This is a genomic window from Streptomyces sp. NPDC088124, assembly GCF_040685895.1.
In the GTDB taxonomy this organism is placed as follows: Bacteria; Actinomycetota; Actinomycetes; order Streptomycetales; family Streptomycetaceae; genus Streptomyces.
Genome location: NZ_JBFBJB010000037.1, coordinates 65418 through 87186, shown reverse-complemented (window position 1 = coordinate 87186; position 21769 = coordinate 65418). Strand labels below are relative to the sequence as shown.

General features: G+C 71.8%; 22 protein-coding genes. 14 read left to right on the top strand and 8 right to left on the bottom strand.

Annotated elements, in window-relative coordinates; all coding sequences use genetic code 11:
• Positions 1-8 precede the first annotated feature (8 nt).
• Positions 9-890 (top strand): helix-turn-helix transcriptional regulator, encoded by an 882-nt coding sequence (locus tag AB0P17_RS28005; RefSeq protein ID WP_365814816.1) that lies wholly within the window; start codon positions 9-11, stop codon positions 888-890.
• Positions 887-1108, top strand: a complete 222-nt coding sequence (locus tag AB0P17_RS28000; protein WP_365814814.1) for a DUF397 domain-containing protein — start codon at positions 887-889, stop codon at positions 1106-1108. Before AB0P17_RS28005 ends, AB0P17_RS28000 begins: the two co-directional genes overlap by 4 nt.
• Positions 1109-1152: 44 nt before the next feature.
• Here AB0P17_RS28000 and AB0P17_RS27995 read toward each other — a convergent pair whose 3' ends face one another.
• A complete protein-coding gene (locus AB0P17_RS27995; RefSeq protein ID WP_365814812.1) occupies positions 1153-1722 on the bottom strand; it encodes a DoxX family membrane protein in 570 nt (189 codons plus the stop codon).
• Positions 1723-1918: 196 nt separating this feature from the next.
• Between AB0P17_RS27995 and AB0P17_RS27990 the strand changes: the two genes are divergently transcribed.
• The 3 genes from AB0P17_RS27990 to AB0P17_RS27980 all read left to right on the top strand — a co-directional run bounded on the left by AB0P17_RS27990 (position 1919) and on the right by AB0P17_RS27980 (position 4586).
• Entirely contained in the window at positions 1919-2389 is a 471-nt protein-coding gene (locus AB0P17_RS27990) for a MarR family transcriptional regulator (RefSeq protein WP_365814810.1), read from the top strand.
• A 266-nt stretch (positions 2390-2655) separates the two neighbouring features.
• Positions 2656-3543, top strand: a complete 888-nt coding sequence (locus tag AB0P17_RS27985) for a hypothetical protein (protein WP_365814808.1) — start codon at positions 2656-2658, stop codon at positions 3541-3543.
• Between the two features lie 110 nt (positions 3544-3653).
• Entirely contained in the window at positions 3654-4586 is a 933-nt protein-coding gene (locus AB0P17_RS27980) for an intradiol ring-cleavage dioxygenase (protein ID WP_365814806.1), read from the top strand.
• A gap of 100 nt (positions 4587-4686) precedes the next feature.
• On the opposite strand, the gene metG is transcribed toward AB0P17_RS27980, so the two are convergent.
• Positions 4687-6291 (bottom strand): methionine--tRNA ligase, encoded by a 1605-nt coding sequence (metG, locus tag AB0P17_RS27975; RefSeq protein ID WP_365814804.1) that lies wholly within the window; start codon positions 6289-6291, stop codon positions 4687-4689.
• A gap of 263 nt (positions 6292-6554) precedes the next feature.
• Here metG and AB0P17_RS27970 point away from each other — a divergent pair, with 263 nt between their 5' ends.
• Together AB0P17_RS27970 and AB0P17_RS27965 are read left to right on the top strand one after the other, a co-directional pair.
• A complete protein-coding gene (locus AB0P17_RS27970) occupies positions 6555-7208 on the top strand; it encodes a response regulator transcription factor (protein WP_365814802.1) in 654 nt (217 codons plus the stop codon).
• Positions 7205-8422, top strand: a complete 1218-nt coding sequence (locus AB0P17_RS27965) for a HAMP domain-containing sensor histidine kinase (protein WP_365814800.1) — start codon at positions 7205-7207, stop codon at positions 8420-8422. The genes AB0P17_RS27970 and AB0P17_RS27965 overlap by 4 nt, the downstream gene beginning before the upstream one ends.
• A 119-nt stretch (positions 8423-8541) precedes the next feature.
• Here the strand turns inward: AB0P17_RS27965 and AB0P17_RS27960 are convergent, their stop codons facing one another.
• Complete coding sequence (locus AB0P17_RS27960) at positions 8542-10071, bottom strand: VWA domain-containing protein (RefSeq protein WP_365814798.1); 1530 nt, start codon at positions 10069-10071, stop codon at positions 8542-8544.
• 582 nt (positions 10072-10653) lie between these two features.
• Between AB0P17_RS27960 and AB0P17_RS27955 the strand changes: the two genes are divergently transcribed.
• The 3 genes from AB0P17_RS27955 to AB0P17_RS27945 all read left to right on the top strand — a co-directional run bounded on the left by AB0P17_RS27955 (position 10654) and on the right by AB0P17_RS27945 (position 13944).
• Positions 10654-12750, top strand: a complete 2097-nt coding sequence (locus AB0P17_RS27955) for a PhoX family protein (protein WP_365814796.1) — start codon at positions 10654-10656, stop codon at positions 12748-12750.
• 91 nt (positions 12751-12841) lie between these two features.
• Positions 12842-13288, top strand: a complete 447-nt coding sequence (locus AB0P17_RS27950) for a S4 domain-containing protein (RefSeq protein WP_365814795.1) — start codon at positions 12842-12844, stop codon at positions 13286-13288.
• A 107-nt stretch (positions 13289-13395) separates the two neighbouring features.
• Entirely contained in the window at positions 13396-13944 is a 549-nt protein-coding gene (locus tag AB0P17_RS27945; RefSeq protein ID WP_365814793.1) for a DUF1707 domain-containing protein, read from the top strand.
• Between the two features lie 31 nt (positions 13945-13975).
• Here AB0P17_RS27945 and AB0P17_RS27940 read toward each other — a convergent pair whose 3' ends face one another.
• On the bottom strand, positions 13976-14728 hold the full coding sequence (locus AB0P17_RS27940) for a hypothetical protein (protein WP_365814791.1): 753 nt from the start codon (positions 14726-14728) through the stop codon (positions 13976-13978).
• Between the two features lie 101 nt (positions 14729-14829).
• Between AB0P17_RS27940 and AB0P17_RS27935 the strand changes: the two genes are divergently transcribed.
• The gene (locus AB0P17_RS27935) at positions 14830-15030 is read left to right on the top strand and encodes a hypothetical protein (RefSeq protein ID WP_365814789.1); all 201 of its coding nucleotides are present in this window, start codon (positions 14830-14832) and stop codon (positions 15028-15030) included.
• Here AB0P17_RS27935 and AB0P17_RS27930 read toward each other — a convergent pair.
• The 3 genes from AB0P17_RS27930 to AB0P17_RS27920 all read right to left on the bottom strand — a co-directional run bounded on the left by AB0P17_RS27930 (position 15020) and on the right by AB0P17_RS27920 (position 18187).
• The gene (locus tag AB0P17_RS27930) at positions 15020-15787 is read right to left on the bottom strand and encodes a DUF4232 domain-containing protein (RefSeq protein ID WP_365814787.1); all 768 of its coding nucleotides are present in this window, start codon (positions 15785-15787) and stop codon (positions 15020-15022) included. The genes AB0P17_RS27935 and AB0P17_RS27930 overlap by 11 nt on opposite strands.
• Before the next feature lie 284 nt (positions 15788-16071).
• Positions 16072-17199, bottom strand: a complete 1128-nt coding sequence (locus AB0P17_RS27925) for a nucleotide disphospho-sugar-binding domain-containing protein (protein ID WP_365814785.1) — start codon at positions 17197-17199, stop codon at positions 16072-16074.
• A 154-nt stretch (positions 17200-17353) separates the two neighbouring features.
• Positions 17354-18187 carry a M55 family metallopeptidase gene (locus tag AB0P17_RS27920; RefSeq protein ID WP_365814783.1) on the bottom strand — a complete coding sequence of 278 codons (834 nt, stop codon included), beginning with the start codon at positions 18185-18187 and terminating at the stop codon, positions 17354-17356.
• Between the two features lie 222 nt (positions 18188-18409).
• On the opposite strand from AB0P17_RS27920, the gene AB0P17_RS27915 reads away from it, so the two are divergent.
• Positions 18410-19303: a class I SAM-dependent methyltransferase gene (locus AB0P17_RS27915; RefSeq protein ID WP_365814781.1), complete on the top strand. Its 894-nt coding sequence runs from the start codon at positions 18410-18412 to the stop codon at positions 19301-19303.
• Positions 19304-19679: 376 nt separating this feature from the next.
• Here the strand turns inward: AB0P17_RS27915 and AB0P17_RS27910 are convergent, their stop codons facing one another.
• Positions 19680-20177 carry a MarR family transcriptional regulator gene (locus AB0P17_RS27910; protein WP_365814779.1) on the bottom strand — a complete coding sequence of 166 codons (498 nt, stop codon included), beginning with the start codon at positions 20175-20177 and terminating at the stop codon, positions 19680-19682.
• A 174-nt stretch (positions 20178-20351) separates the two neighbouring features.
• Between AB0P17_RS27910 and AB0P17_RS27905 the strand changes: the two genes are divergently transcribed.
• Positions 20352-20867, top strand: a complete 516-nt coding sequence (locus tag AB0P17_RS27905) for a YceI family protein (protein WP_365814776.1) — start codon at positions 20352-20354, stop codon at positions 20865-20867.
• A gap of 100 nt (positions 20868-20967) precedes the next feature.
• Positions 20968-21765, top strand: a complete 798-nt coding sequence (locus AB0P17_RS27900) for a maleylpyruvate isomerase family mycothiol-dependent enzyme (RefSeq protein WP_365814774.1) — start codon at positions 20968-20970, stop codon at positions 21763-21765.
• Positions 21766-21769: the final 4 nt, after the last annotated feature.

Below are 21769 nucleotides of genomic sequence, written 5' to 3'. Positions count from 1 at the left end.
CTTGGCTTGTGAATGAGTCACCGAAAGTCGGTAATAGGGCGTCAACTGTCCTCGCGCGTAGGCTCGGACGAGAGCTGCACGGTCTGCGCGACGCAGCGGGCAAGACGCAGCATGAAGCCGGGGCTTCCATTAACTCGACGAACTCGAAGATCGTGAAGATGGAGCGCGGCCTGGTGCCCATGCGGGACCCGGACATCCGGGTGCTGTGCGAGTTCTACGGGGCGGATGCGAAGGACACGGGTCGACTGCTGGAACTCGCCCGGCTGGACCGGGAGCGCCGCAAAGCGAAGGGCTGGTGGCAACACTCGCCGCAAGCGGGTGCGCTGGCGGAGTACATCGCGATGGAGGATGTGGCCCGTCGCGTGCGGACATGGCAGCTGTCGCTAATTCCGGGCCTGTTCCAGACGTCGGACTATGCACGGTCGCTGGCCGTCAGCGATGGTGTGTGGGAAGACCCGAACGACATCGAGCGCATCGTCGAAGTGCGGATGAAGCGGCAGGAGCGGCTTACGAGAGAAGACCCGCTGGAGGTGTACGCGGTGGTCTGGGAAGCCGCCCTCCGTCAGCAAGTGGGCGGCCCACAGGTAATGAGGAGGCAGTTGGAACGCCTCCTGGAGGTCTCCCAGTTGCCCAACGTGCGTCTTCAGGTGATGCCGTTCCAGGCGGGTGGACATCCCTGCGTGTCCAGTACGTTCAACATCATCTCGTTTGCGGAGAACGAGGCTGTCGACGTTGTCCACACCGACACGATCGTTTCTATTGTCTGGGTGGAGAATGAAGGCGAAGGTGCCGTGTACAGCACGTTCTTCGATCGCACAGCTCGGCTGAGCCTTGCTCCGAAGGACTCGGTGAGCTTGATCGACAGCATCTGCAAGGGGATGTATACGTGAGCGATCTCGTCTTCGTGAAGTCCAGTTATAGCGCGTCCGGCGGCGAGTGCGTCGAGGTCGCCGGCAACATACCCGGCACCGTGGCCGTCCGTGACTCCAAGAGCCCGTCCGGCCCGGTCCTCCGTCTCGGCCCCGCCGCCTGGCGCGCCTTTCGCGCCGGTCTCCAGGCGGGATGTGCGCGGGATGCCGACGGCGGCGCCGGGCCGGGGGTGCTGTAGTCGGCCGTTCGGCGCCCCGCAGCTCCGTTTCCCGGGGCGCGCGGTTACGTGCGCAGCAGCAGTGTGAGGCCCGCCACCGCCAGGCCGAGGAGCACCGCCGACGCGCCGTAGGCCAGGCGGTGTGCCTTGAGGACGGGGAGGAAGCGGTCGGCGGCGAGCCGGCCGGGGCCGGTGAGGGCCAGGGCGGCGGCGCCGGCGGTGAGCAGGAGCTCGTATTCGATTCCGGCCGGGGCGAAGAAGGCGCCGGTGCCCTTGACGGCGATGGCGTTGACCATGGTGCCGACCACGGCGGCGCCCATCAGCGGGGTGAGCAGGCCGACGGCCAGGCCGAGGCCGCCGAGGGTCTCGGTCAACCCGGCGACCACGGCGAACGCCTTACCGGACGGGTAGCCGCTCATCGTGAAGAACGCGCCGGTGCCGTCCAGGCCGCCGCCGCCGAACCAGCCGAACAGCTTCTGGCTGCCGTGTGCGGCCATCGTCAGGCCCAGGACGACGCGGAGCAGCAGCAGGCCGACGTCGTAGGCGTGGGGCGTGGAGGCATGGGCCCGGTCGCCCGGTGCGGAGCCGGCGAGCGGGGCGAGGGCGCGGGTGGCGGTGGAGGTGGGGGAGGACATGAGCGCGTTCTCTCCTGGGTGAAGGGGTGGGGGCCGCTTCTGCGGGGCCGCTTCGGGGGGCTTGGGGTGCTTCTTCGGGGCCGTTCCTGTCCGGCCCCGTGAGCCCGGTGGCCATTCCTTGAAAGTTGAAGCAATGGCTCGGTTCCGACGGTACACATTGATTTGAATTTCAACAACTGGAGCCTAGGATGGGGCCATGGACGAGCCCCGCTGGCTGGACGAGCACGAGCTGGCCGCGTGGCGCGGGTTCATCACCGCCGCCACCCTTCTGGAGCGCCGCCTCGACCAGCAGCTCAAGGAGGAGGCGGGCCTCTCCCACGCGCAGTACGAGATCCTGGTGCGCCTCTCGGAGGCGCCCGGCGGTGAACTGCGCATGACCGGGCTGGCGGAGCTCCTGCTCACCTCCAAGAGCGGCCTCACCTATCAGGTCGGACAGCTGGAGAAGGCCGGTCTCGTCCGCCGCCGCTCCTGCCCCTCCGATGTGCGCGGCGTCTTCGCCGTCCTCACCGACGCGGGCCGCGAGCGGCTGCGCGCGGCGGCCCCCGGGCATGTCGCGCTCGTCCGCGAACTGCTCATCGACGTCCTCGACGGCGACCGGCTCGCCGCCCTCGCCGGGAGTCTCGGCACGGTCGGGCGGCGGCTGCGCGAGGGCGAGCGGGGCCGCTGACCCTTCGGAGGCAACCTGATCGGCCTTCCGGCGCGTTCCACTGGCGTGAGGGACCGAACAGGACAGGGACGCGCATCGCGCGCCGCGCCCGCGGCACGGGACCGGTCGGGTGAATCCCGCCCCGCGCCGGGTGCTGTGCGCCGCGGGCGACGCGCCGGGGACCGGGCGGAGGACGTCCGTACGATGATCACCGGCGCAGACTTCGGTGCAGGAAGCGCATCCGCCCCTCCTGCCTTCACCGGAAACACGGAATGAGAGGCCCGTACATGTCTGTGCGCCCGACACGCGCTGCCCGCGCTCTTCGCACGCTTCGCGGAGGACCGCGGCTGGCCGCCGCGCTGCTGGCGACCGGTCTGCTGCTCACCGGCTGCGCGGACGGCGACGGCGTGCGCGACGCGGGCCGGGCGGACACGGCGGACAAGGCAGGCACCCGCTCCGGGCCGGGCGCCGGCGCCGCCTCCGCCTCGGATTCCGACGACGCCGTCGCGCGGGGCGGCGAGGACACCGCCGACGGCGCCGGCACGGGCGCGTCCGGGCCGCTGGAGGCGCGTGGCGCACGGGCCCGGGCGATCCCCGGCCTCGGCCCGGAGACCCGCGCCGAGATCCCCCCGGGGACGACCCAGGCCGTGGTCGTGACCGGCATCAACCGCGACTCCAACCTCTCCTCCGTCGTCGTCTACGAGCGCGACCCGGTCACCGGCTGGGAGCCCGTCACCGACACCTGGCCCGCGCACAACGCGCTGGAGGGGTGGACCGACGACCACAACCAGGGCGATCTGCGCTCGCCCATCGGGGTGTACGGGCTGACCGACGCGGGCGGCCGGCTGGCCGATCCGGGGACGCGGCTCCCGTACGACCGGGGACCGGCCTTCTCGGTCTCGGGCACCGGGTTCGAGGGCGAGCCGCTCGAAGGCTCCTTCGACTACGTCGTCGCGATCAACTACAACCGCACGCCGGGGAGCACCCCGCTCGACTGGACCCGGCCGCTCGGCGGCGACAAGGGCGGCGGCATCTGGATCCACGTGGACCACGGCGGCCCCACCCAGGCATGCGTCTCCGTGCCGCGCGAGCGGATGAAGGAACTGCTGCGCACGCTGGACCCGGCGAAGCGGCCGGTCGTGGTGATGGGTGACGAGGGCTCCCTGGGCCGATGAGCCCCGACGGCCGCGCCTGCTTTTCTGCGTCTCCGGGCACTCTTGGTTGATCCGTTGTTCACAGCCCGCGCCCAGGTCGCTGCCAGCTTGGCTCCCTAGGGTCCCGTGACATGACAGAGACCCAAGTGCCTTCGGAGAAACGGGACATGATGCGCCGCAGAGCGGTACTCGCGGGCGGCGCGGCCATTGCCGCCACCGGGATAGCGGCCGCGGCCGTCACCACGGCGTCGGCGGGCGAGGGCACGGCAGCCTCGTCCACCGGCACCGGCACCGGGCGCGGCGCCACGGCGACCGGCGACGGCGAGGTGTGTTACCGGCTCACCTCGCAGACCACCGAGGGCCCGTACTACATCGACGCCGACAAGATCAGGAAGGACATCACCGAGGGCAAGGAGGGCATCCCCATGACCCTCCGCCTCAAGGCGATCGACTCGGACACCTGCAAGCCGCTGCGCGGCGCGGCCGTCGACATCTGGCACTGCGACGCGCTGGGCCTCTACTCCGGCTACGAGTCCGCCTCCACCGGCGGCGGGGGCGGCGGCACCCCGCCCACCGACGCCCCCACGGACGCCCCCACCGGGACACCCCCGACCGGCGGCCCCGGCGGTGGCGGCGGCGGTCACGAGGAGCCCACCGACGACAAGCGGTACCTGCGCGGCACCTGGCTCACCGACAAGAACGGCTTCGTCGAGTTCACGACGGTCTTCCCGGGCTGGTACCGGGGCCGCGCCGTGCACATCCACACCAAGGTGCACGTCGGCGGCAAGATGACCGACGCCGGGTACGAGGGCGGGCACACCTGCCACACCGGCCAGTTCTTCTTCGAGGAGGCCGCGGTCCTCGACTCGGCGAAGATCGCGCCGTACTCGACCAGCACGACGGAGCGCACCACGCTCACCGAGGACACCATCTACGACCGGAGCGGCGTCCAGGGCGGTCTGCTGAAGCTCTCGTACCGCAAGAACGACATGGCGCGCGGTGTCGTCGGCTCCATCACGATGGGCGTCGACCCGGACGAGACCCACGACGGCACCGACCTCTGATCCGCCGTTCCTCCGCGATCACCCACTCAATGGGGTCAGGGCCCGGAACCAGGCACGTCAGCCTGGTTCCGGGCCCTGACCCCTGAACGTGTGTACGGCGCTACGCCGGCTGCTCCTCCAGACGCGGGAAGAGCACCGCGCCCTTCGTCACCGTCGCGCCCGCGGGCAGCAGGCCCCACGTGCCCGCGTCCTGGACCCGCTGGTCGGCGAGCGCGCCGAGCGCCTCGTCCGCGCCGAGCGAGTCCCACAGCTTCTGCGAGGTCTCCGGCATCACCGCGTTGAGCAGGACGGCGATCGCCCGCAGCGACTCGGAGGCCGTGTAGAGGATCGTCGCGAGCCGCGCCCGGCCCTCCGCCGAGTCGTCCTTGGCGACCTTCCACGGCTCCTGCTCGGTCAGATAGCCGTTGACCTGCTTCACGAAGTCGAAGACCGCCGCGATGCCGCCCGCGAAGTCCAGCTCCTCGCCGATCTTCCGGTCCGCCTCCGCGACCGCCTTCACCAGCCCGTCCCGTACCGCCTGCTCCGCGTCGCCCGGGGCGGCGTCGGCTGGCAGCGTCCCGCCGAAGTACTTGCCGACCATGGCCGCGACGCGCGAGGCGAGGTTGCCGTAGTCGTTGGCCAGCTCGGAGGTGTAGCGGGCGGTGAAGTCCTCCCAGGAGAACGAGCCGTCCTGCCCGAAGGCGATGGCCCGCAGGAAGTACCAGCGGTACGCGTCGACCCCGAAGTGCGAGGTCAGGTCCTGCGGCTTGATGCCGGTCAGGTTCGACTTCGACATCTTCTCGCCGCCGACCATCAGCCAGCCGTTGGCGGCCACCCGGCCGGGCACGGGGAGCCCCTGCGCCATCAGCATGGCGGGCCAGATGATCGCGTGGAAGCGCAGGATGTCCTTGCCGACCAGGTGGACGTCGGCCGGGAACGTCGCGTCGAACTTCTCCTGGTTCGCGCCGTAGCCGACCGCCGTCGCGTAGTTCAGCAGCGCGTCGACCCAGACGTAGATGACGTGCTTCTCGTCCCACGGCACCGGGACGCCCCAGTCGAAGGTCGAGCGCGAGATCGACAGGTCCTGCAGGCCCTGCTTGACGAAGTTCACGACCTCGTTGCGGGCGGACTCGGGCTGGACGAAGCCGGGGTTGGCCTCGTAGTGCGCGAGGAGCTTCGGACCGTACTCACTGAGCTTGAAGAAGTAGTTCTCCTCCTTGAGGATCTCCACCGGCGTCTTGTGGATCGCGCACAGCTTGACGCCGTTCTCGTCCTCGATCAGCTCGGCGGAGAGTTTGTACTCCTCGCAGCCCACGCAGTACGGGCCCTCGTAGCCGCCCTTGTAGATCTCGTCCTTGTCGTACAGGTCCTGCACGAACTCCTGCACACGGGCCGTGTGCCGCTCCTCCGTCGTCCGGATGAAGTCGTCGTGTCCGATGTTCAGGTGCTCCCAGAGGGGCTTCCACGCCTCCTCGACGAGCTTGTCGCACCACTCCTGCGGGGTGACCCCGTTCGCGTCGGCGGTGCGCATGATCTTCTGACCGTGCTCGTCCGTGCCGGTGAGGAACCACACCTTCTCGCCGCGCTGGCGGTGCCAGCGGGAGAGCACGTCGCCTGCGACGGTCGTGTAGGCGTGGCCCAGGTGAGGAGCGTCGTTGACGTAGTAAATGGGGGTGGTGACGTAGTACGCCTTCCCACCCTGCTCTTCGGATCCAGTGGCCGCCATGCTCGAAATGGTATCGGCCCGGAAGTGGTGCCTTCACATCGATAAATGACGGTAGCTACCCGGTGGAGACCTCCGGGAAACAGGTGCCGCGATAGACAGGCACATCCTGGGAGGGAATGGGCATCATGTACGAGGCGGGACAGAGGATGAGGGACGGGACGGGCACGGGGACAGGCACGGGGACGGGGACAGGGTCAGATCCGGGGGCAGGTCCGGTGCCGGGGCCGGTGCCGGGGCCGGGGAGAGAGACAGGGGACGACACCATGCGGGTACTGGTCGCCGAGGACGAGGAGGTCCTGGCCGAGCTGGTGGCCACCGGGCTGCGCCGGGCGGGCTTCGCCGTCGACACCGTCTACAGCGGGGACGCCGCCCTCGCCTATCTGGGCCTGCACGACTACGACGTCGTCGTGCTCGACCGCGACCTGCCCCGCGTCCACGGCGACGACGTGGCGCGCAAGCTCGTCGCCGAGTCCTCCCGTACGCGCATCCTGATGCTCACCGCGTCCGCCTCCCTGGAGGACCGCGTCGAAGGGCTCGACCTGGGCGCCGACGACTATCTCGGCAAGCCCTTCGACTTCCCCGAGCTGGTCTCGCGGGTCCGCGCCCTGCGGCGGCGCAGCGCCAGGCCCGTACCGCCGCAGCTGGAGAAGCACGGGGTGCGGCTCGACTCCGTACGGCGGACCGCGTCGCGGGACGGGGTGGCGCTGGATCTCTCGCCCAAGGAGTTCTCCGTACTCCAGATCCTGCTGGAGGCGGACGGCGCGCCCGTCTCGGCCGAGGAACTGCTGGAGCGCGCGTGGGACGCGCACGCCGATCCCTTCACCGGGGCGGTACGGGTCTGCCTGAGCAAGCTGCGCTCGAAGCTGGGGGACCCGCCGCTGATCCGCACGGTGCAGGGGGCGGGGTACGCGCTGTGAGCCCCTGGCCGATACGTCGGGGCGGCGCCCGCCTGCTCCGGCCGCTCGCCGGCTCCACCATCCGTACGCGCATCGCGCTCGTCTACGGCGGTGTCTTCCTCGTCCTCGGCGGCTGTCTGCTGACCATCGTCAACCTGCTGGCCGGCGCCGGAACGCAGATGGAAGCCGCGGAGATCGCCGCCCGGGTGGCGCCGGCCCAGGTGGCGCCCGCGGTCCAGCCGGAGTCCATGACGCGTCTGATCGGCGAGCAGCAGATCGCGCCCGTCACCGTCAACCAGGTCGCCGACAACGTCACGAACGCGGCCTCCGACGAGATGGTGTTCTGGTCGGTCGTCGCGCTGCTGATCATGGCGGCGTGCGCGGTGGGCGTGGGGTGGTGGACGGCGGGCCGGGTGCTGCGGCCCGTGCACGCGATGACGGCGAAGGCCCGCAGGCTCTCCGAGCGCAATCTGCACGAGCGGATCAGGGCGCGCGGCCCGGACGACGAGCTGAAGGAATTGAGCGACACCCTGGACGCCCTGCTGGCCCGGCTCCAGAAGGCGTTCGACAGCCAGCGCCGCTTCATCGCCAACGCGTCGCACGAACTGCGCACCCCGCTGGCGACGCAGCGCACCGCGATCCAGGTCGGGCTGGACGACCTCTGCTCGCCGGACGAACTGGCGCGCACGAAGGAGACCCTGCTCGACAACAACCGGCGCAGCGAGAAGCTCATCGAGGGGCTGCTGGTGCTGGCGCGCAGCGAGCGCGAGGTGGACGACCTGGAGCCGGTCGACCTCGGCGAGGCGGTGGCGGAGGAGACGGTGCGCTGCGGGGGCGCCGTGTCGCTGACGGTCAAGGACGCCGAGACCGTGCAGGGCAACCGGCTGCTGCTCGGCCAGCTCGTGGGGAACCTGCTGGCCAACGCCGTCACGTACAACGTGCCGGGCGGGACGGTCGACGTGGAGGTGACGGGCGCGGTGCTCGTGGTGCGGAACACGGGGCCGGAGGTCGCGGCGGCGGATGTGCCCGCGCTGTTCGAACCGTTCCGGCGGGGCGAGGGCCGCGACCGGATGGGGCGGGGCGCGGGGCTCGGGCTCTCGATCGTCCGCTCGATCGCGGAGGCGCACGGCGGGACGGTGGACGCGGTGCCGGGCGGCGACGGCGGGGGGCTGGTGGTGACGGTGACGCTGCCGGTGCGGTCGTCGGCGCCTGTCGGGCAGTCCGTGCCTGCGTAGGCGTCTGCGGCGTTGCTCGCGGCGGTGCTTGTGCCGGTGCTTGTGCCGGCGCCGGCGCCGGACGGGGAAAGTGCCCGTCCGGCGCCTGGGTGAACGGCCGGCGGTGAGGGCCGGGGCCCTCAGACTCCGCTCTCGGGGTGCCAGTCGGCGAGCAGCCCGCGGTAGAACGCCGCGTCGGGCAGGTCGCGCGGGACCGGGCCCGCGTGGAAGAAGCCGACGTTGGCGGTGGCCGCGTCCGCGCCGAGCTTCCGCGCGAAGTCGAACGCCTTGGAGTCCTCCTCGCCGAACGCCACGAACTGCCAGAACACCGGCAGCTTCGCGGCCTCGGCGAACGCCTGCTCGGCGGCGCGGACGAGGCTGGGCGCGCCGTCCGTCTGGAAGATCACCAGCGCGGGCCCGTCGGCTCCGGACTTCTCGTAGTGCGAGACGACCTCCTCGACGGCGCGGTGGTAGTTCGTACGCCCCATGCGGCCGAGGGAGCCGTTCAGTTCGTCGATCTTCCCCTCGTACGCGTCGAGCCCGATCTCCCCGGTCCCGTCGATCTCGGTCGAGAAGAACACGACGGGGACGGTCGCGCCCTCGTCCAGGTGCGCGGAGAGCGCGAGGGCCTGCTCGCCGAGGTGCTGGGCGCTGCCGTCCTTGAAGTACGGCCGCATGGATCCGGAGCGGTCGAGGACCAGGTAGACGGTGGCGCGACGCCCGGTCAGCCCGTGCTTCTTGAGCGCGGCGCCGGCGGCCTTGTAGCGCTCGGCGAGCCCGGGTGCGCGGGATTTGACGCGAGCGAGGGCGAGGGCCGGGCGAGCCGCGGTGGCGGTGTCGTCCTCGGTGTCGCCCTCCGTGTCCGTGTTGACCTCCGGCGTGACCTCCGCCGCGAGGGGCTCAACTTCGTTGGAAGGGAGGGGAGTTGGCTCCGGCGAGGGGGTGGGGGTGGGGGTGGGCTCGGGCTTGGGAGCCGACTCCGGCTCGGGGGCGGTCTCGGGCGCGGCAGCGGCTACCGGCTCGGGCGTGGCCACGGCCGCGGGCTCGGTGGCCGGCTCGGGCTCGGTCACGGTTTCCGGCTCGGCCTTCGCGGCCGGTGCGGGCTCCGGCGTGGACTCGGGCTCGGGCTCGGGTTCGGCCTTGGTCTCGGGGCTGGTCTCGGGGCCGGTCTCCGGCTCTGCCTCGACCTCGGCCTCGACCTCTGCCTCTGCCTTTGCCTTCGATTCCGCCTTCGCTTCCGGCGCGGGTTCGGTCACCGCCGCCGTCACCGCTGCGGGCTTCGCTTCGGCCTCCGGCTTCGACTCCGGCTCCGGCGACGGCTCCGGGGTCTTCTCGGCCTCCGGCTCGGCTTTCGGCTCGGCCTCGGGCTTGGGCTCCGGCTTCAGTTCCGGTTCGGCGGACGCCTGCGCCGGCACGGTCGGGGCCGCCGGTGCCGACGGGGTCTCCTGAGCGGTCGTCAGCGGCTCGTCCGCCGAGCGCGTGCGCGACGCCTGGGGCGGCACGCTGCGCTCCGGCTCGCTCGGGCGGGGGTTGTCGAACGCCGCGGCCACCAGGTCCGCGGCCCCGGAACCCGCTCCCGCCCCGGCACCCGCCGTCGCCGGCGACTTCCGCGCGGGCGCCGACTTCTCCGTACGGTCGGCCTGGGACGGCACCGAGACGGACGCCGGCACCGACGCCGAACCGGAGGCCGAACCGGACGACGTATCGGCGGCGGAGTCCGAGTCTGTCGAGGCAGAGGCAGAGGCAGAGGCAGCAGTAGAGGCAGAAGTAGAGGTAGAGGTAGTAGAGGTAGAGGTAGAGGCCTGGGCCGAGTCGGACGCCACCTCCGGGGCCGATTCCGTAGCAGGGGCCGACCCGTTGCGCTCCTCCGCACGGTCGCGTCCGAACACCTTGCGCAGCAAGCTCCGAATGCCCATGGGCGAGCCTTTCAGATGAGTTGGGTGCGGTGTCCGCCACCGGGAAAACGCGCATTCCTGGCCAGGGCGGATACGTAAGGTTAGCGGCCGCCCCGGGCGATCTACGGCAGGGGCGGTTCACGTAACGGGCAGAAGGGTAGCGGCGTGGCCTCCACGGCGCCCCGCGTTCGCCTGCGCGCCGGACATTACCCTCCCCCGACCACCCGGTCGATGTGGATTCATGTTCCGTTCACCTTCCGGCCGCCGCGCTGCCGGTGCCCGCGCCTAGCGTCGGCCGCCGAGTCATCCCGACACCCTGTCGGCGCGGTGCGCGCCGAACCATCACCGGAGGCATACGTGCGCAAGCTGCTCCCGCTGCTCAGCTCCCCCTCATCCCCGCATCCCGGCGGCCGTTCCGCCCTGACCTGCCGGTACCGCTGCGGCGACGCGTGCTTCCACGAGGTGCCCAACAAGAGCGACAACGAGTACGTCGGTGATGTCATCGCCGGTGCCCTGTCGAGACGTTCGATGATGCGCGCCGCCGCCGTCGTCACGGTCGCGGGCGCCGCGGGCAGCGCGCTCGCCCTCGGTGGCCCCGGCGGTTCCACCGCCTCCGCCGCCCCCGTCGTCGGCAACGGCCACGGCAACGCCGGTACGGGCGGCGGCTCCGCCACCGCCGACGGCGCCCGCGGCCTGCGCTTCAAGCCTGTCGCGCCCAACACCGCCGACAAGGTGACGATCCCCGCCGGCCACAGCCAGAACGTCGTCATCCGCTGGGGCGACCCGATCCTGCGCGGCGCGCCCGCCTTCGACGCGGACCAGCAGACGGCGAAGGCCCAGGCAGGTCAGTTCGGCTACAACACCGACTTCCTGAGCCTGCTGCCCCTGACCGAGAAGGGCGAGAAGGGCCGGCAGCTCCTCGTGGCCAACCACGAGTACACGGACGAGATCCTGATGTTCAAGGGATACGACCCGGCCAAGCCGACCCGCGAGCAGGTCGAGATCGCCTGGGCGGCCCACGGCCTCTCCGTCGTCGTGGTCGAGGAGGACCGCAAGAGCGGCAAGCTCACCGCCGTCACCCGCCACCAGCTCAACCGCCGCCTCACCGTGCGGAGCGAGTTCCGCCTCACCGGTCCGGCCGCCGGCAGCGACCTGCTGCGCACCTCCGCGGACCGCACGGGCAGCAAGGTGTACGGCACGCTCAACAACTGCGCGGGCGGCACCACTCCGTGGGGCACCACGCTGCACGGCGAGGAGAACTTCAACCAGTACTTCGCCAACGGTTCCAGCCCGACCGACCTGCGGTACGGCATCGGCACCGGCGCGTCCGAGCGCAAGTGGGAGCAGTTCGACAAGCGCTTCGACCTCAAGCAGGAGCCCAACGAGGCGCACCGCTTCGGCTGGGTCGTCGAGCTGGACCCGTACGACCCGGACTCCACGCCCCGCAAGCGCACCGCCCTCGGCCGCTTCAAGCACGAGGCCGCGCAGCCCCGGCTCACCGCCGACGGCCGTCCCGTCGTCTACATGGGCGACGACGAGCGCTTCGACTACCTCTACAAGTTCGTCTCCTCGAAGAAGATGAAGAAGGGCGGCGGGCGCGCCGCCCACGAGCACAACCTCACGCTGCTCGACGAGGGCACGCTGTACGTCGCGAAGCTGACCGGCGACAGCCCGGCGGGCGAGATCGACGGCACGGGCAAGCTCCCGAACGACGGTGAGTTCGACGGTTCCGGCGTCTGGATCCCGCTGGCCACCGGCGATGTCTCGCACGTTCCGGGCATGTCCGCCGACGAGGTGTACGTCTTCACGCGCCTCGCGGGCGACAAGGTCGGCGCCACGAAGATGGACCGTCCCGAGGACGTCGAGCCGTCCCCGCGCACGGGCCGCGTCTATGTCGCGCTGACGAACAACACCGACCGCGGCAAGGCGGGCAAGGCGGGCCCCGACGAGGCCAACCCGCGCAACGCCAACAAGCACGGTCACATCCTGGAGCTGGCGGAGAACTGGGACGACCCGGCGGGCGACGGCTTCGCCTGGCGGCTCTTCCTGGTCGCGGGCGACCCGAAGGACCCGGCCACGTACTTCGCGGGCTTCCCGAAGGACAGGGTCTCCCCGATCTCCTGCCCCGACAACGTCGCCTTCGACCCGCACGGCAACCTGTGGATCGCCACGGACGGCAACGCGCTCGGCAACCACGACGGGCTGTTCGGCGTCGCGACGCAGGGCGACCGGCGCGGTGAGCTGAAGCAGTTCCTGACCATGCCGACCGGCGCGGAGACCTGTGGCCCGATCATCCAGGACCGCCGGGTCCTGGTCGCGGTCCAGCACCCGGGCGAGGTCGACGGCGCGTCGGTCGAGAAGCCGGCGAGCACGTGGCCGGACGGCCCGGGCAGGATCGTCCGCCCGTCGGTGATCTCGGTGTGGCGCAACGACGGCCGCGACATCGGCGCCTGACGCCGGGCGCGTGAGACACGTATGACCAGGGGTGGCGCCGCTCGGACCGGCGCCACCCCTTCCGTGTGCCGGGCCGGGCTACCCTCGGGGTATGGCTTCTGAGGCTTCCGGTACGGGCACGGGTGCGGGTGCGGGGACAGGGCCGGGCGAGGGAACGGCCCGGGTCGACACCTGGATCTGGTCCGTACGGCTCACCAAGACCCGCTCCCAGGCGGCCACGGCCTGCCGCGCGGGCCACGTCCGCGTCAACGGCGAGCGGGTCAAGCCCGCGTACACCCTGAAGCCGGGCGACGAGGTCCGCCTGCGCCACGCGGGCCGCGACCGGGTGGTCGTGGTCTCCCGTACGGTACGGAAACGGGTCGGCGCCCCGGTGGCGGTCGAGTGCTACGTCGACAACAGCCCCCCGCCCCCGCCCCGCGAGCTGACCCCGTCGGTCCCGGTGCGCGACCGGGGCGCGGGCCGCCCGACGAAGCGGGACCGACGGGAGATGGAGCGGTTGCAGGGGCTCGATCAGGGCCGGGCGCCGAAAAGTGCTTGATCGTACGGCGGCGGCGCGCGTACGCCGCCGCCGGACCTGGGGCCTGTCGCGAACTCCCGGGTGATCCGGGTGTGTTCGCATCGTGACCCCGGCACTACAGTGCAACGGTGACCTCGCTGCCGGAAGACCCGCTGTCGCTGATCCGTGAGGACGACCGGGACGCGGCCGTGCGGCGCCTCCAGGACGCCTACGCCGAGGGACAGCTCTCGCACGAGGAGATGGACGAGCGCCTCGGCCGGGCGCTCACCGCCAGGACGCACGGCGAGCTGGTGTCGGCTCTGGCCTCGCTCCCGGCGGAGAACGCGAGCACCACGTCCACGTCCACGATCGCCGTCGCCGGCGGACGGATCCGGCGGCGCGGCGCATGGCGCGTACCCCGGTTCCTCAAGGTCGAGTCCGCGTTCGGAAAGGTGCACCTCGACCTGTCCCGGGCGGTCTTCGACCACGCGGCGGTCGACATCGAGCTGCAACTCGGCACCGGCGGAGCGAAGATCACGGTCCCCCGGGACGCGACGGTCGACATCGAGGATCTGCACACGGGTTGGAAGGACTCGCTCCACAGGACCCCGCGGGGCTACCGCCCCGGCGTGCCCAGGATCCGGATCTCCGGGACGATGGGGTTCGGGCGGCTGAAGATCCGTCACGCGCGGCGCTGAGCTGTTGAGCCTTCGTCCGGGGCCAGGCGGATCAGTCCGCGGTGGCCCGCACCGCGTCGTTCCAGGCGTGGGGGCTGCGGTAGTGATTCCTGTGCCCTGCCGCGAGTACGGCCCGGAGCTCCGCGAGATGCGGGGTGTCCGCCGGGAGCCGCAGCCGGGCGAGGAGGGACCGCGCGGGCGCCGGATCCAGGTCGCCGCGGACATCGTGGTAGCCGGCGAGCAGGCCCTTGAACAACGGGCCGTGCAGGGCGGGGAGCCGTGCGGCGGCGTCGTACGCCGCCCGCTTCACCGGCCAGGGGACGGGGCCCGAGACGGCCAGGGCGCGGCCGGCCCGGCGGAGCGGGGCCGCGGGGCCCGCCGCTCCTTGCGCCACGACGCGGTCGATGTCGTTTCCGAGCACCTCGGCGAAGGCGGTAGCGGCGGTGTCGGGGTCCTCGAACCAGTCGACCCAGAGCGAGTACGTGACGGCCTCGGCGTCCCGGTCCGCCTCCAGTCCGCGGCGGTAACCGTCCCACAGCGCGTCGGCGGGCAGGGGACCCTCCGGGCCCTGGTCCGCGGACCGGATCTCGTGGCTCACCCAGTACTCGCCGAGGAGATCCAGCAGCCCGAAGGCCAGCCGTACGCGCTCGGCCGCCTCCAGGGACTCGTCGGTGAGCAGCTGGCCCGCCCAGGCGAGCGCGACCTCGTTGCCGGTGAGCGGGCGGTCCGGCGCCTCGGCGTCGAACCACCTGCCGGCGGCCTCCGTGATGCTCTGCTCGGCGAGCCAGCGCCGCGCGTCCTCCATGGCCCCGGACGGTAACGGATGAGGCCGCCCGTCGGCGAGGCGGGCGCCGGCCCGGGAATGTTCCGGTCCCACGAACCACTCCTCCCTCTAGGATATTGATCATGTTCAAGTCAGGGGTGGGGTTCCTCGCGCTGTTCGGCCTCGGCTGGTGGGCCCTGGCCACCAGCGCGTTCGACGGCCCGGACGAGACCGTCCGCCTCGCCGTGGGCCTCATCGCCGCGTTCAGCCTGTGGGGCATGGCCCTCTGGACGGTCATGGGGGCGGCATCCGCCGCCGGGCGCGGCCGCGGGGTCACCAGTTGATGGCGAGGTCCATCGTCGACTGCCAGTAGGTGACCTTGAGGGAGTCGTCGATGTTGACGCCCTTGGCGGGCAGCGGGGGGTTGGCGCCCTTGCCGACGCTCTCGTTGCCGGAGCGGCCCTGGAAGTAGACGGCCAGGGACTTCTCGGTGCTGCCGTTGGCGCCGCTGCCGTCGGCGGCGGACAGGTTCACGGCGGCGTAGCCGGACTGGCCGGGCTCCAGGGTGACGACGGCCTGGGGCTGCGTGTCCTCGATGACCGGCGGTACGGACTGGGCCTCACCGAACTGGACGGCCGGGTAGCCGTACAGGAAGCAGGGGTTGCTGCCGGTGTTGGTGACCGTGAGGAGCAGGTGGTTCACCGGGCGGCTCAGCGGAGTCGCGACGGTCTTCGTCACGGAGCCCTCACAGGTGACCACCTGGCTGGGGGTATCGGCGTTCGGCTGCGAGCCGCCGGTGTTCTGCTTCGGCTCACCGCCGGAGGAGCCGCTGCCGGAGGAGCCGCTGCCGGAGGAGCCGGCGGCGGAGGAGCTGCCGTTGGAGGGGTTGCCGTTGGAGGAGCCGTCGGCGGAAGAGCCGGAGGAGGACCCCTTCGACGCGCTCGTGTTCTCGTCGGCCACGGCGGTCGCGGCGGAGTCCTTCGACGCGCCCTCGTCGGCCAGGCCCGTTCCGTCCTGGCACGCGGTCAGGGAGAACGCGGCGAGTGCGACGCTCGCGGCGACGGTCACGAGACGGGTGCGGGAGTTACGGATGCGGGACATGGTGCGTTTCCCCTTAGGCGTCGGGTGGGGTGCTGCTTGGATGACCAGAGCTTGTCCGGGCATCCGTCCCAGCCGCTACGGTCAGCCGGGAGTTCGGGATGGTGGAACGCCGAAAAGGGCCCTGAGCAGGGGAAACGCGGTGGCCCTGGAACGCGTGGATGGGACGCCGGAGGGGTCCGGCGGCGCCGCTGCGGGAGCTGAGGGACGGCGGGGGACGGCGTACGAGGGCCCCGGGGCCGCCAGGGCCCCGGGGTCTTCGGTCTTCCGGGCCTTCGGGCCTTCGGTCAGCGGACGTTCGCGCCGGCTTCCGCCACGAGCGCGTCCAGTATGTCGCCGGGGCTCGGCATCGCGGCGATCCGGTCGGCCGCGTCCCGCGCGGCGGTGCGGTACCGGCCGTCAGCCAGCAGTTCCGACAGGGACGAGGCCACCGTCGCGGCGCTGTCCGCGACGAGCGAGACGCCCGCGGCCTCCGTACGCGCGGCGGTGAACGGCTGGTCGGCGCCCTGCGGCCAGAGGACCATGGGCACCCCGTGGCTGAGGGCCGCCAGGACGGTGCCCGAGCCGCCGACGCCGACCACCGCGTCCGCGCCGTCGAGCAGATCGTGGATCGGCGCGAAGGGGACGTACCGCGCCTCGCCCGCCCCGTTCACCGGACCGCCGCCGGCACCCTCCGCCGGCCCCGTTCCCGCCTTCAGGCCCTGCGAGATGCCGAAACCCACGGTGACCAGGGCGTTGGTGTTCTGCGAGGTGACGGCCTCTACCACCGTGTTGAGCAACTCCGCCTCGGAGAAGATGGTTCCGAGGGTGACGAGGACCCTGGGCCTGGCCGGGTCCGCGAAGGCCGGCGGTGACCAGCTGCTGCCGGGGCGGCGGTGGGCCTCCGGGCGCATCGGCCAGTGCCGGACGGGGCTGGACCACTCGGGTACCTGGAGCAGCGGCGGGCAGGGGTCGATGTAACTGCGCGGCGGTGCCGGCCGCGCCCCGCGCGCGGCGTAGCGAGGAGCCGCCTCCCGGGCCAGCGCCTCGGCGAACGGGCCGGGCATGGCGGGCCCGAGGCCCACCTCGTACCACTCGACGTTCAGCATCGCCGCCAGAAGCGGGCCGACCGTGTCGTACGCCTCGGCGACGACGACATCCGGCTTCCAGCCGAACACGGCCGGCACCGCTTCCTCGACGGTCAGGTCGATCCTGGTCGCGGCGAAGATCTCGCCGACCTCGTCCGGCGAGGGGTTCATGACATCGTGGCCCACGCGCCGCGTCGCCTCGGCGAGAAGCTCCGCGGGCATGGGGCCGGCGGGCAGGAGTTCCACGGCCGGGGGCAGTTCCTCCGCCACCACCTGTGCCATTCCCCCACCGGTCAGCAGGGCCACCTGGTGACCGCGGTCCACCGCCGCACGGATCAGTGAGCCCATCGGTAAGAGGTGACCGTGTGCCGGCGTCGCGCTGAAGAGTATGCGCATCGGTGTTCCTCACTATCGCTGTTGTGCTGGTAACAGCGGTGCTGTTGCTGCCGCTGGTGATCCGGTCCGGTCCGATTCGATTCGATTCGATTCGAAGGACGGACCGCTAACCGGGTTTGATGGAGGAGAGCTGTACGAGCAGGAGGACCAGCCGGTAGGCGTCGGCGAAGTCGTCGACCGTGAAGGTGACCGTCCGGCCCCCGTCGCCCCCGGCGCGTGAGACGCCCGGGATGAGCGTCGCCAGGTCGACCGAGACCGGGCTGTACAGGTCGACCTCGACATCGAACGGCCCGGTCAGGACCAGCGGTGGAACCGTCGCGCGCCGGGTGATGGCCTCGGCGGCGGCGCGGCGCAGCCGCTCCCGGGCCTCCTCGGGGTGCAGGGCGACGGCGGTGGCCTGTCCGAGGGCCTGCTTGACGGGGACGGTGACCGCGGTGGGCAGCAGTTCGCGCAGTTCGGCGCAGGCGGTGTCGTCGCCGCTGAGGAGCACGACCGGCACGCCCAGGGTTCCGGCCAGGGCGGCGTTGAGGCCGATCTCGCCCAGAGGGAGTCCGGCCACGCGTACGTCGAGGATGTCGCCGCTCATGGTGTGCGCGAGGACGGCGGGCCCGACGCCGGCGCGCGCGTGGTAGCCGATGAACAGCACCGCGTCGGTGTCCTCGTCGATCCCGCCGAGCATGCCCAGGGGGCGCGGCTTGCCCCGTACGAGATGGGCCCGCCGGTCGAGTTCCTCCGGCAGCAGGTTGCGGAACGGGCCGTGCGCGTCGGCGACCCACACCACGGCGGTGGGTTCGGCGTCGAGGACACCGGCGATCACGGCGTTCGCCTCGGCCGTCATCAACGCCCGGCCGCGCTCGTAGTCGTAGCGGTCCGGATTCGTCTCGGTGGGGTGTACGACCCCCGAGATGCCCTCCATGTCAACGGATATCAGCACCTTCATAGTTCAAGAAGCCTAGGTGTCAGGTGAGTTGTCTCCTACGAGTCGGTGCGCGCGGGTGTGGCGACGGGCTGTCTCCGGGCCGTTCGTGCGTCCGTGTGCTCGTGTGTTCGTGTGTTCGTGGGGCCGTGCGTCTGTGAAAAGGGTTCGGCGGGCCCGGTCGAGCCGTGGAATCATCGGGCGGCCGGACCGGCGGATGATCTCTTCGAGGAGTGGTGAACGGACATGGTGGCCGGCTGGGAGTGGGACGAGACGCTGTTCCAGGGCACGGCGCCCTATTACCGGCGCGGGAGACCACCGTACGCCCCCGGACTGGTGGACGTGCTCGCCGATGTGCTCGGACTCGACGGGCGTGGACGCCTCATCGACGTGGGGTGCGGACCGGGCACCCTCGCACTGGGCCTGGCGCACGCGTTCCGCGAGACCGTCGGGGTGGACCCGGACGCCGGGATGATCGCCGAGGCGGAGCGTGGCGCGGCCGGGACCGGAGTGGCCGGCAGGACGCGGTGGGTGCGGGCGCGGGCCGAGGAACTGCCGCTGGGGCTCGGGACGTTCACCGTCGCGACGTTCGGCCAGTCCTTCCACTGGATGGACCAGGAGAGGGTGGCGGCGACCATCCGGGACATGCTCCTTCCCGGCGGGGCGCTGGCGCACGTCGCGGACCTGAAGTCGGCGGACCGGTCCGCCGGGCCCGTCGGCTCTGTCGGCTCTGTTGGTGGTTTACCGTATCCGGCCGTGCCCGACGCGGCGATCGGGGAACTGGTCAGGGAGTACCTGGGACCGGTCCGGCGGGCCGGCCGCGGGGTGCTGCCGCACGGAACGCCCGGCGGCGAGGCGGCGGTGTTCGCACGGGCGGGGTTCTCCGGTCCCGAACGCCATGTCGTGCCCGGCGGGCAGCCGCTGGACCGTACGGTGGACGACGCCGTCGCGGGCGTGTTCTCGATGTCGTTCTCGGCCCCGCACCTGTTCGGCGCCCGTCGTGACGCGTTCGATGCGGACCTGCGCCGACTGCTGTGGCGGGTCTCCTCGTCCGGCCGGTTCTCCGGCCGCGTGCCGAGCACCGAGGTCTTCGTCTGGCGGAAGGGTCCCGCCGCCGGACCGGAGGCCCAGCCCTCCTAGCCTTCTCGGCTCTCTCCTCTCCTCTCCTCTCCTCTCCTGTCCCCCTGCCTTCCCTGCCGCCCCTGCTCACGCCTCCGCACCTTTCGCCGATGTAACCGACTCCGGCGCGGGAAGCGAAACCGCCGGCTCCGGCACGCTGCCGGCACGGCCGGTACCCGGCCCGTCGGCCCGGGCGCCTCGCGGTCCTCGACGAACGGACCGCGGGCGCCGTCTTCGATGGGAGAAGGACATGCCTGTGCGGCGGCCGGCGACGCCGCGTGCCGGACCGTCGCGGAACGGCCGGGGGCCGGGGCGTAGGGCGTGTTTCGAAGCCGCCGTGGCCACGGCCGGGGTCGGGGCGTAGCCGCGGCGGCAGCCGTCCGGGCGCCGGCGAGGGTTACGGGGCGCCCTCCGCGCGGGTGGGCGGCAGCAGCCCGCAGAGCGCGGCGCGCTGGGTGGGGTCGATGTCCTCGGCGAGTGCCTGGACGACGGCGGCGGCCAGGGCCGGGAACTCCTCGCCCAGGACGCGGCGCGCCTTGTCGGTGAGGGCGACCTCGATGCCGCGCTTGTCGCAGGAGACCGACCGGCGGGTGACCAGCCCGGCGCGCTGGAGACAGGCGACCTGGTAGGTCAGCCGGGTCTTCGGGCGGCCCAGGAGTTCGGCGATCCGGGTCATCCGGAGGCTGGCCTCCGGCTGGTCCGCGAGCAGGCACACCACGAGGAACTCGTCGTGCGAGACCCCGAGGGCCGCCTTGACGTCCGAGCGCAGCCGCTGCTCGACCACGCCGGCCGCCGCCAGGAGGTGCATCCAGGCGCGCAGCTCGGGCGGCAGCAGCGCGTCCCCCCGGGACGCGGGGCACTCGGGTGCGGCTGGGGGGTCGGAGGGTTCCGGCATGGGGCCCATTCTATCGGTCGTCCAATTTTGGAGGAGTAGGTTGTTCATATTTGGATTACGGGCTACGGTGACATTGTTCAAATTTGGATGACCAATGCCGTCGGTGGCCCGTGCCGTCGGTGGGCCCGTGCCGTCCTGCGTTTCGTCATACCGTCCCTCATAAGGAGCGCTCTCATGACCGTCGCCGTCGAAACCGGCCTGTGGCGGCTCGACCAGGCCGCCTCCGTCGTCGCCGTACAGCAGAAGACGATGTGGGGCCTGGTCACCGTCAAGGGAACCTTCACCTCCGTGAGCGGCGAGGGCGAGGTCCGGGCCGGCGGTTCCGCCCAGGGCACGATCACGCTCGACGCCGCCTCCCTCGACACCAAGCACGCCAAGCGTGACCAGCACCTGCGCCACGCGGACTTCTTCGACGCCGACAACCACCCCGCCCTCACCTTCGCCGTCCACGGCGCCGAGCTCCGTCCGGACGACACCGTCCAGGTGACCGGCGAGCTCACCGTGCGCGGCGTCGGCCGGCCCCAGACGCTGACCGCGCGGGTCGTACGGGCGGACGCCGGCGCGGTCACGCTGGAGACCGAGTTCGTCGTCGACCGCGCCCAGTTCGGCATCGGGTGGAACCAGATGGGGATGATGCGCGGCCTGACGACCGTCAACGCCACCCTCCGCTTCGCCCGCGCGGTAGCGTGACCGGCCCCGTACCTCCTCACCCTCTTTCTGCCCCTCCTTCTGCCTCTCCCTTACGCCCTGCTTCCCGACCCCTGCCTCGCCGATGACGGAGACCACAGCAATGACGACCGACCGCGCCGACCTGACGATCAAGGCCCTGCGTACCGGACACGACGAACTGGCGTCCCTCGTGCGCGGCTTCACCGCGGACGACCTCACCCACGCCACCGGGGCCTCGGAATGGGACGTGTCGCAGGTGCTGAGCCATCTCGGCAGCGGCGCCGAGATCAACCTCGCCGTCCTCGAAAGCGCCCTGAACGGCACGGAACGCCCCGACGGTGATTTCAACCGCTCCGTCTGGGCGCGCTGGGACGCGATGACGCCCGCCGAGCGGGCCGAGCGCTTCCTCGAAGCCGACGAGGCACTGGTCCGGCGGTACGAGGGTCTGGACGCGCAGACCCGCGCGGACCTCCGTGTCGACCTGGGCTTCCTGCCCGCGCCGGTCGACGTGGCCACCGCGGCCACCATGCGGCTCAGCGAGTTCACGCATCACGCGTGGGACGTCAGGGTCGGCTTCGACTCCACGGCGGTGCTGGCGCCCGAGGCGACCCGGCTGCTCCTCGACCAGACCGGCGCGCTCCTCGGTTTCCTCGCCAAGCCGGCCGCTCTCGACGGCCGCCGGGTCGCGCTCGCCGTCCGCCTCACCTCCCCGGACCACGCGTTCGGCCTCGAACTCGGCGACGCCGCCACGGTCGGCGACACCCCCGAGCGGCCGGACGGTGTCCTCACCGCCCCGGCCGAGTGGTGGCTCCGCGCGGTCACCGGCCGCCACGCCCCCGACCACACCCCCGCCTCGGTGGTGCTCACCGGCGACGCGATCACCCTGGACGACCTGCGGCGCGTCTTCCCCGGTTTCTGACCTC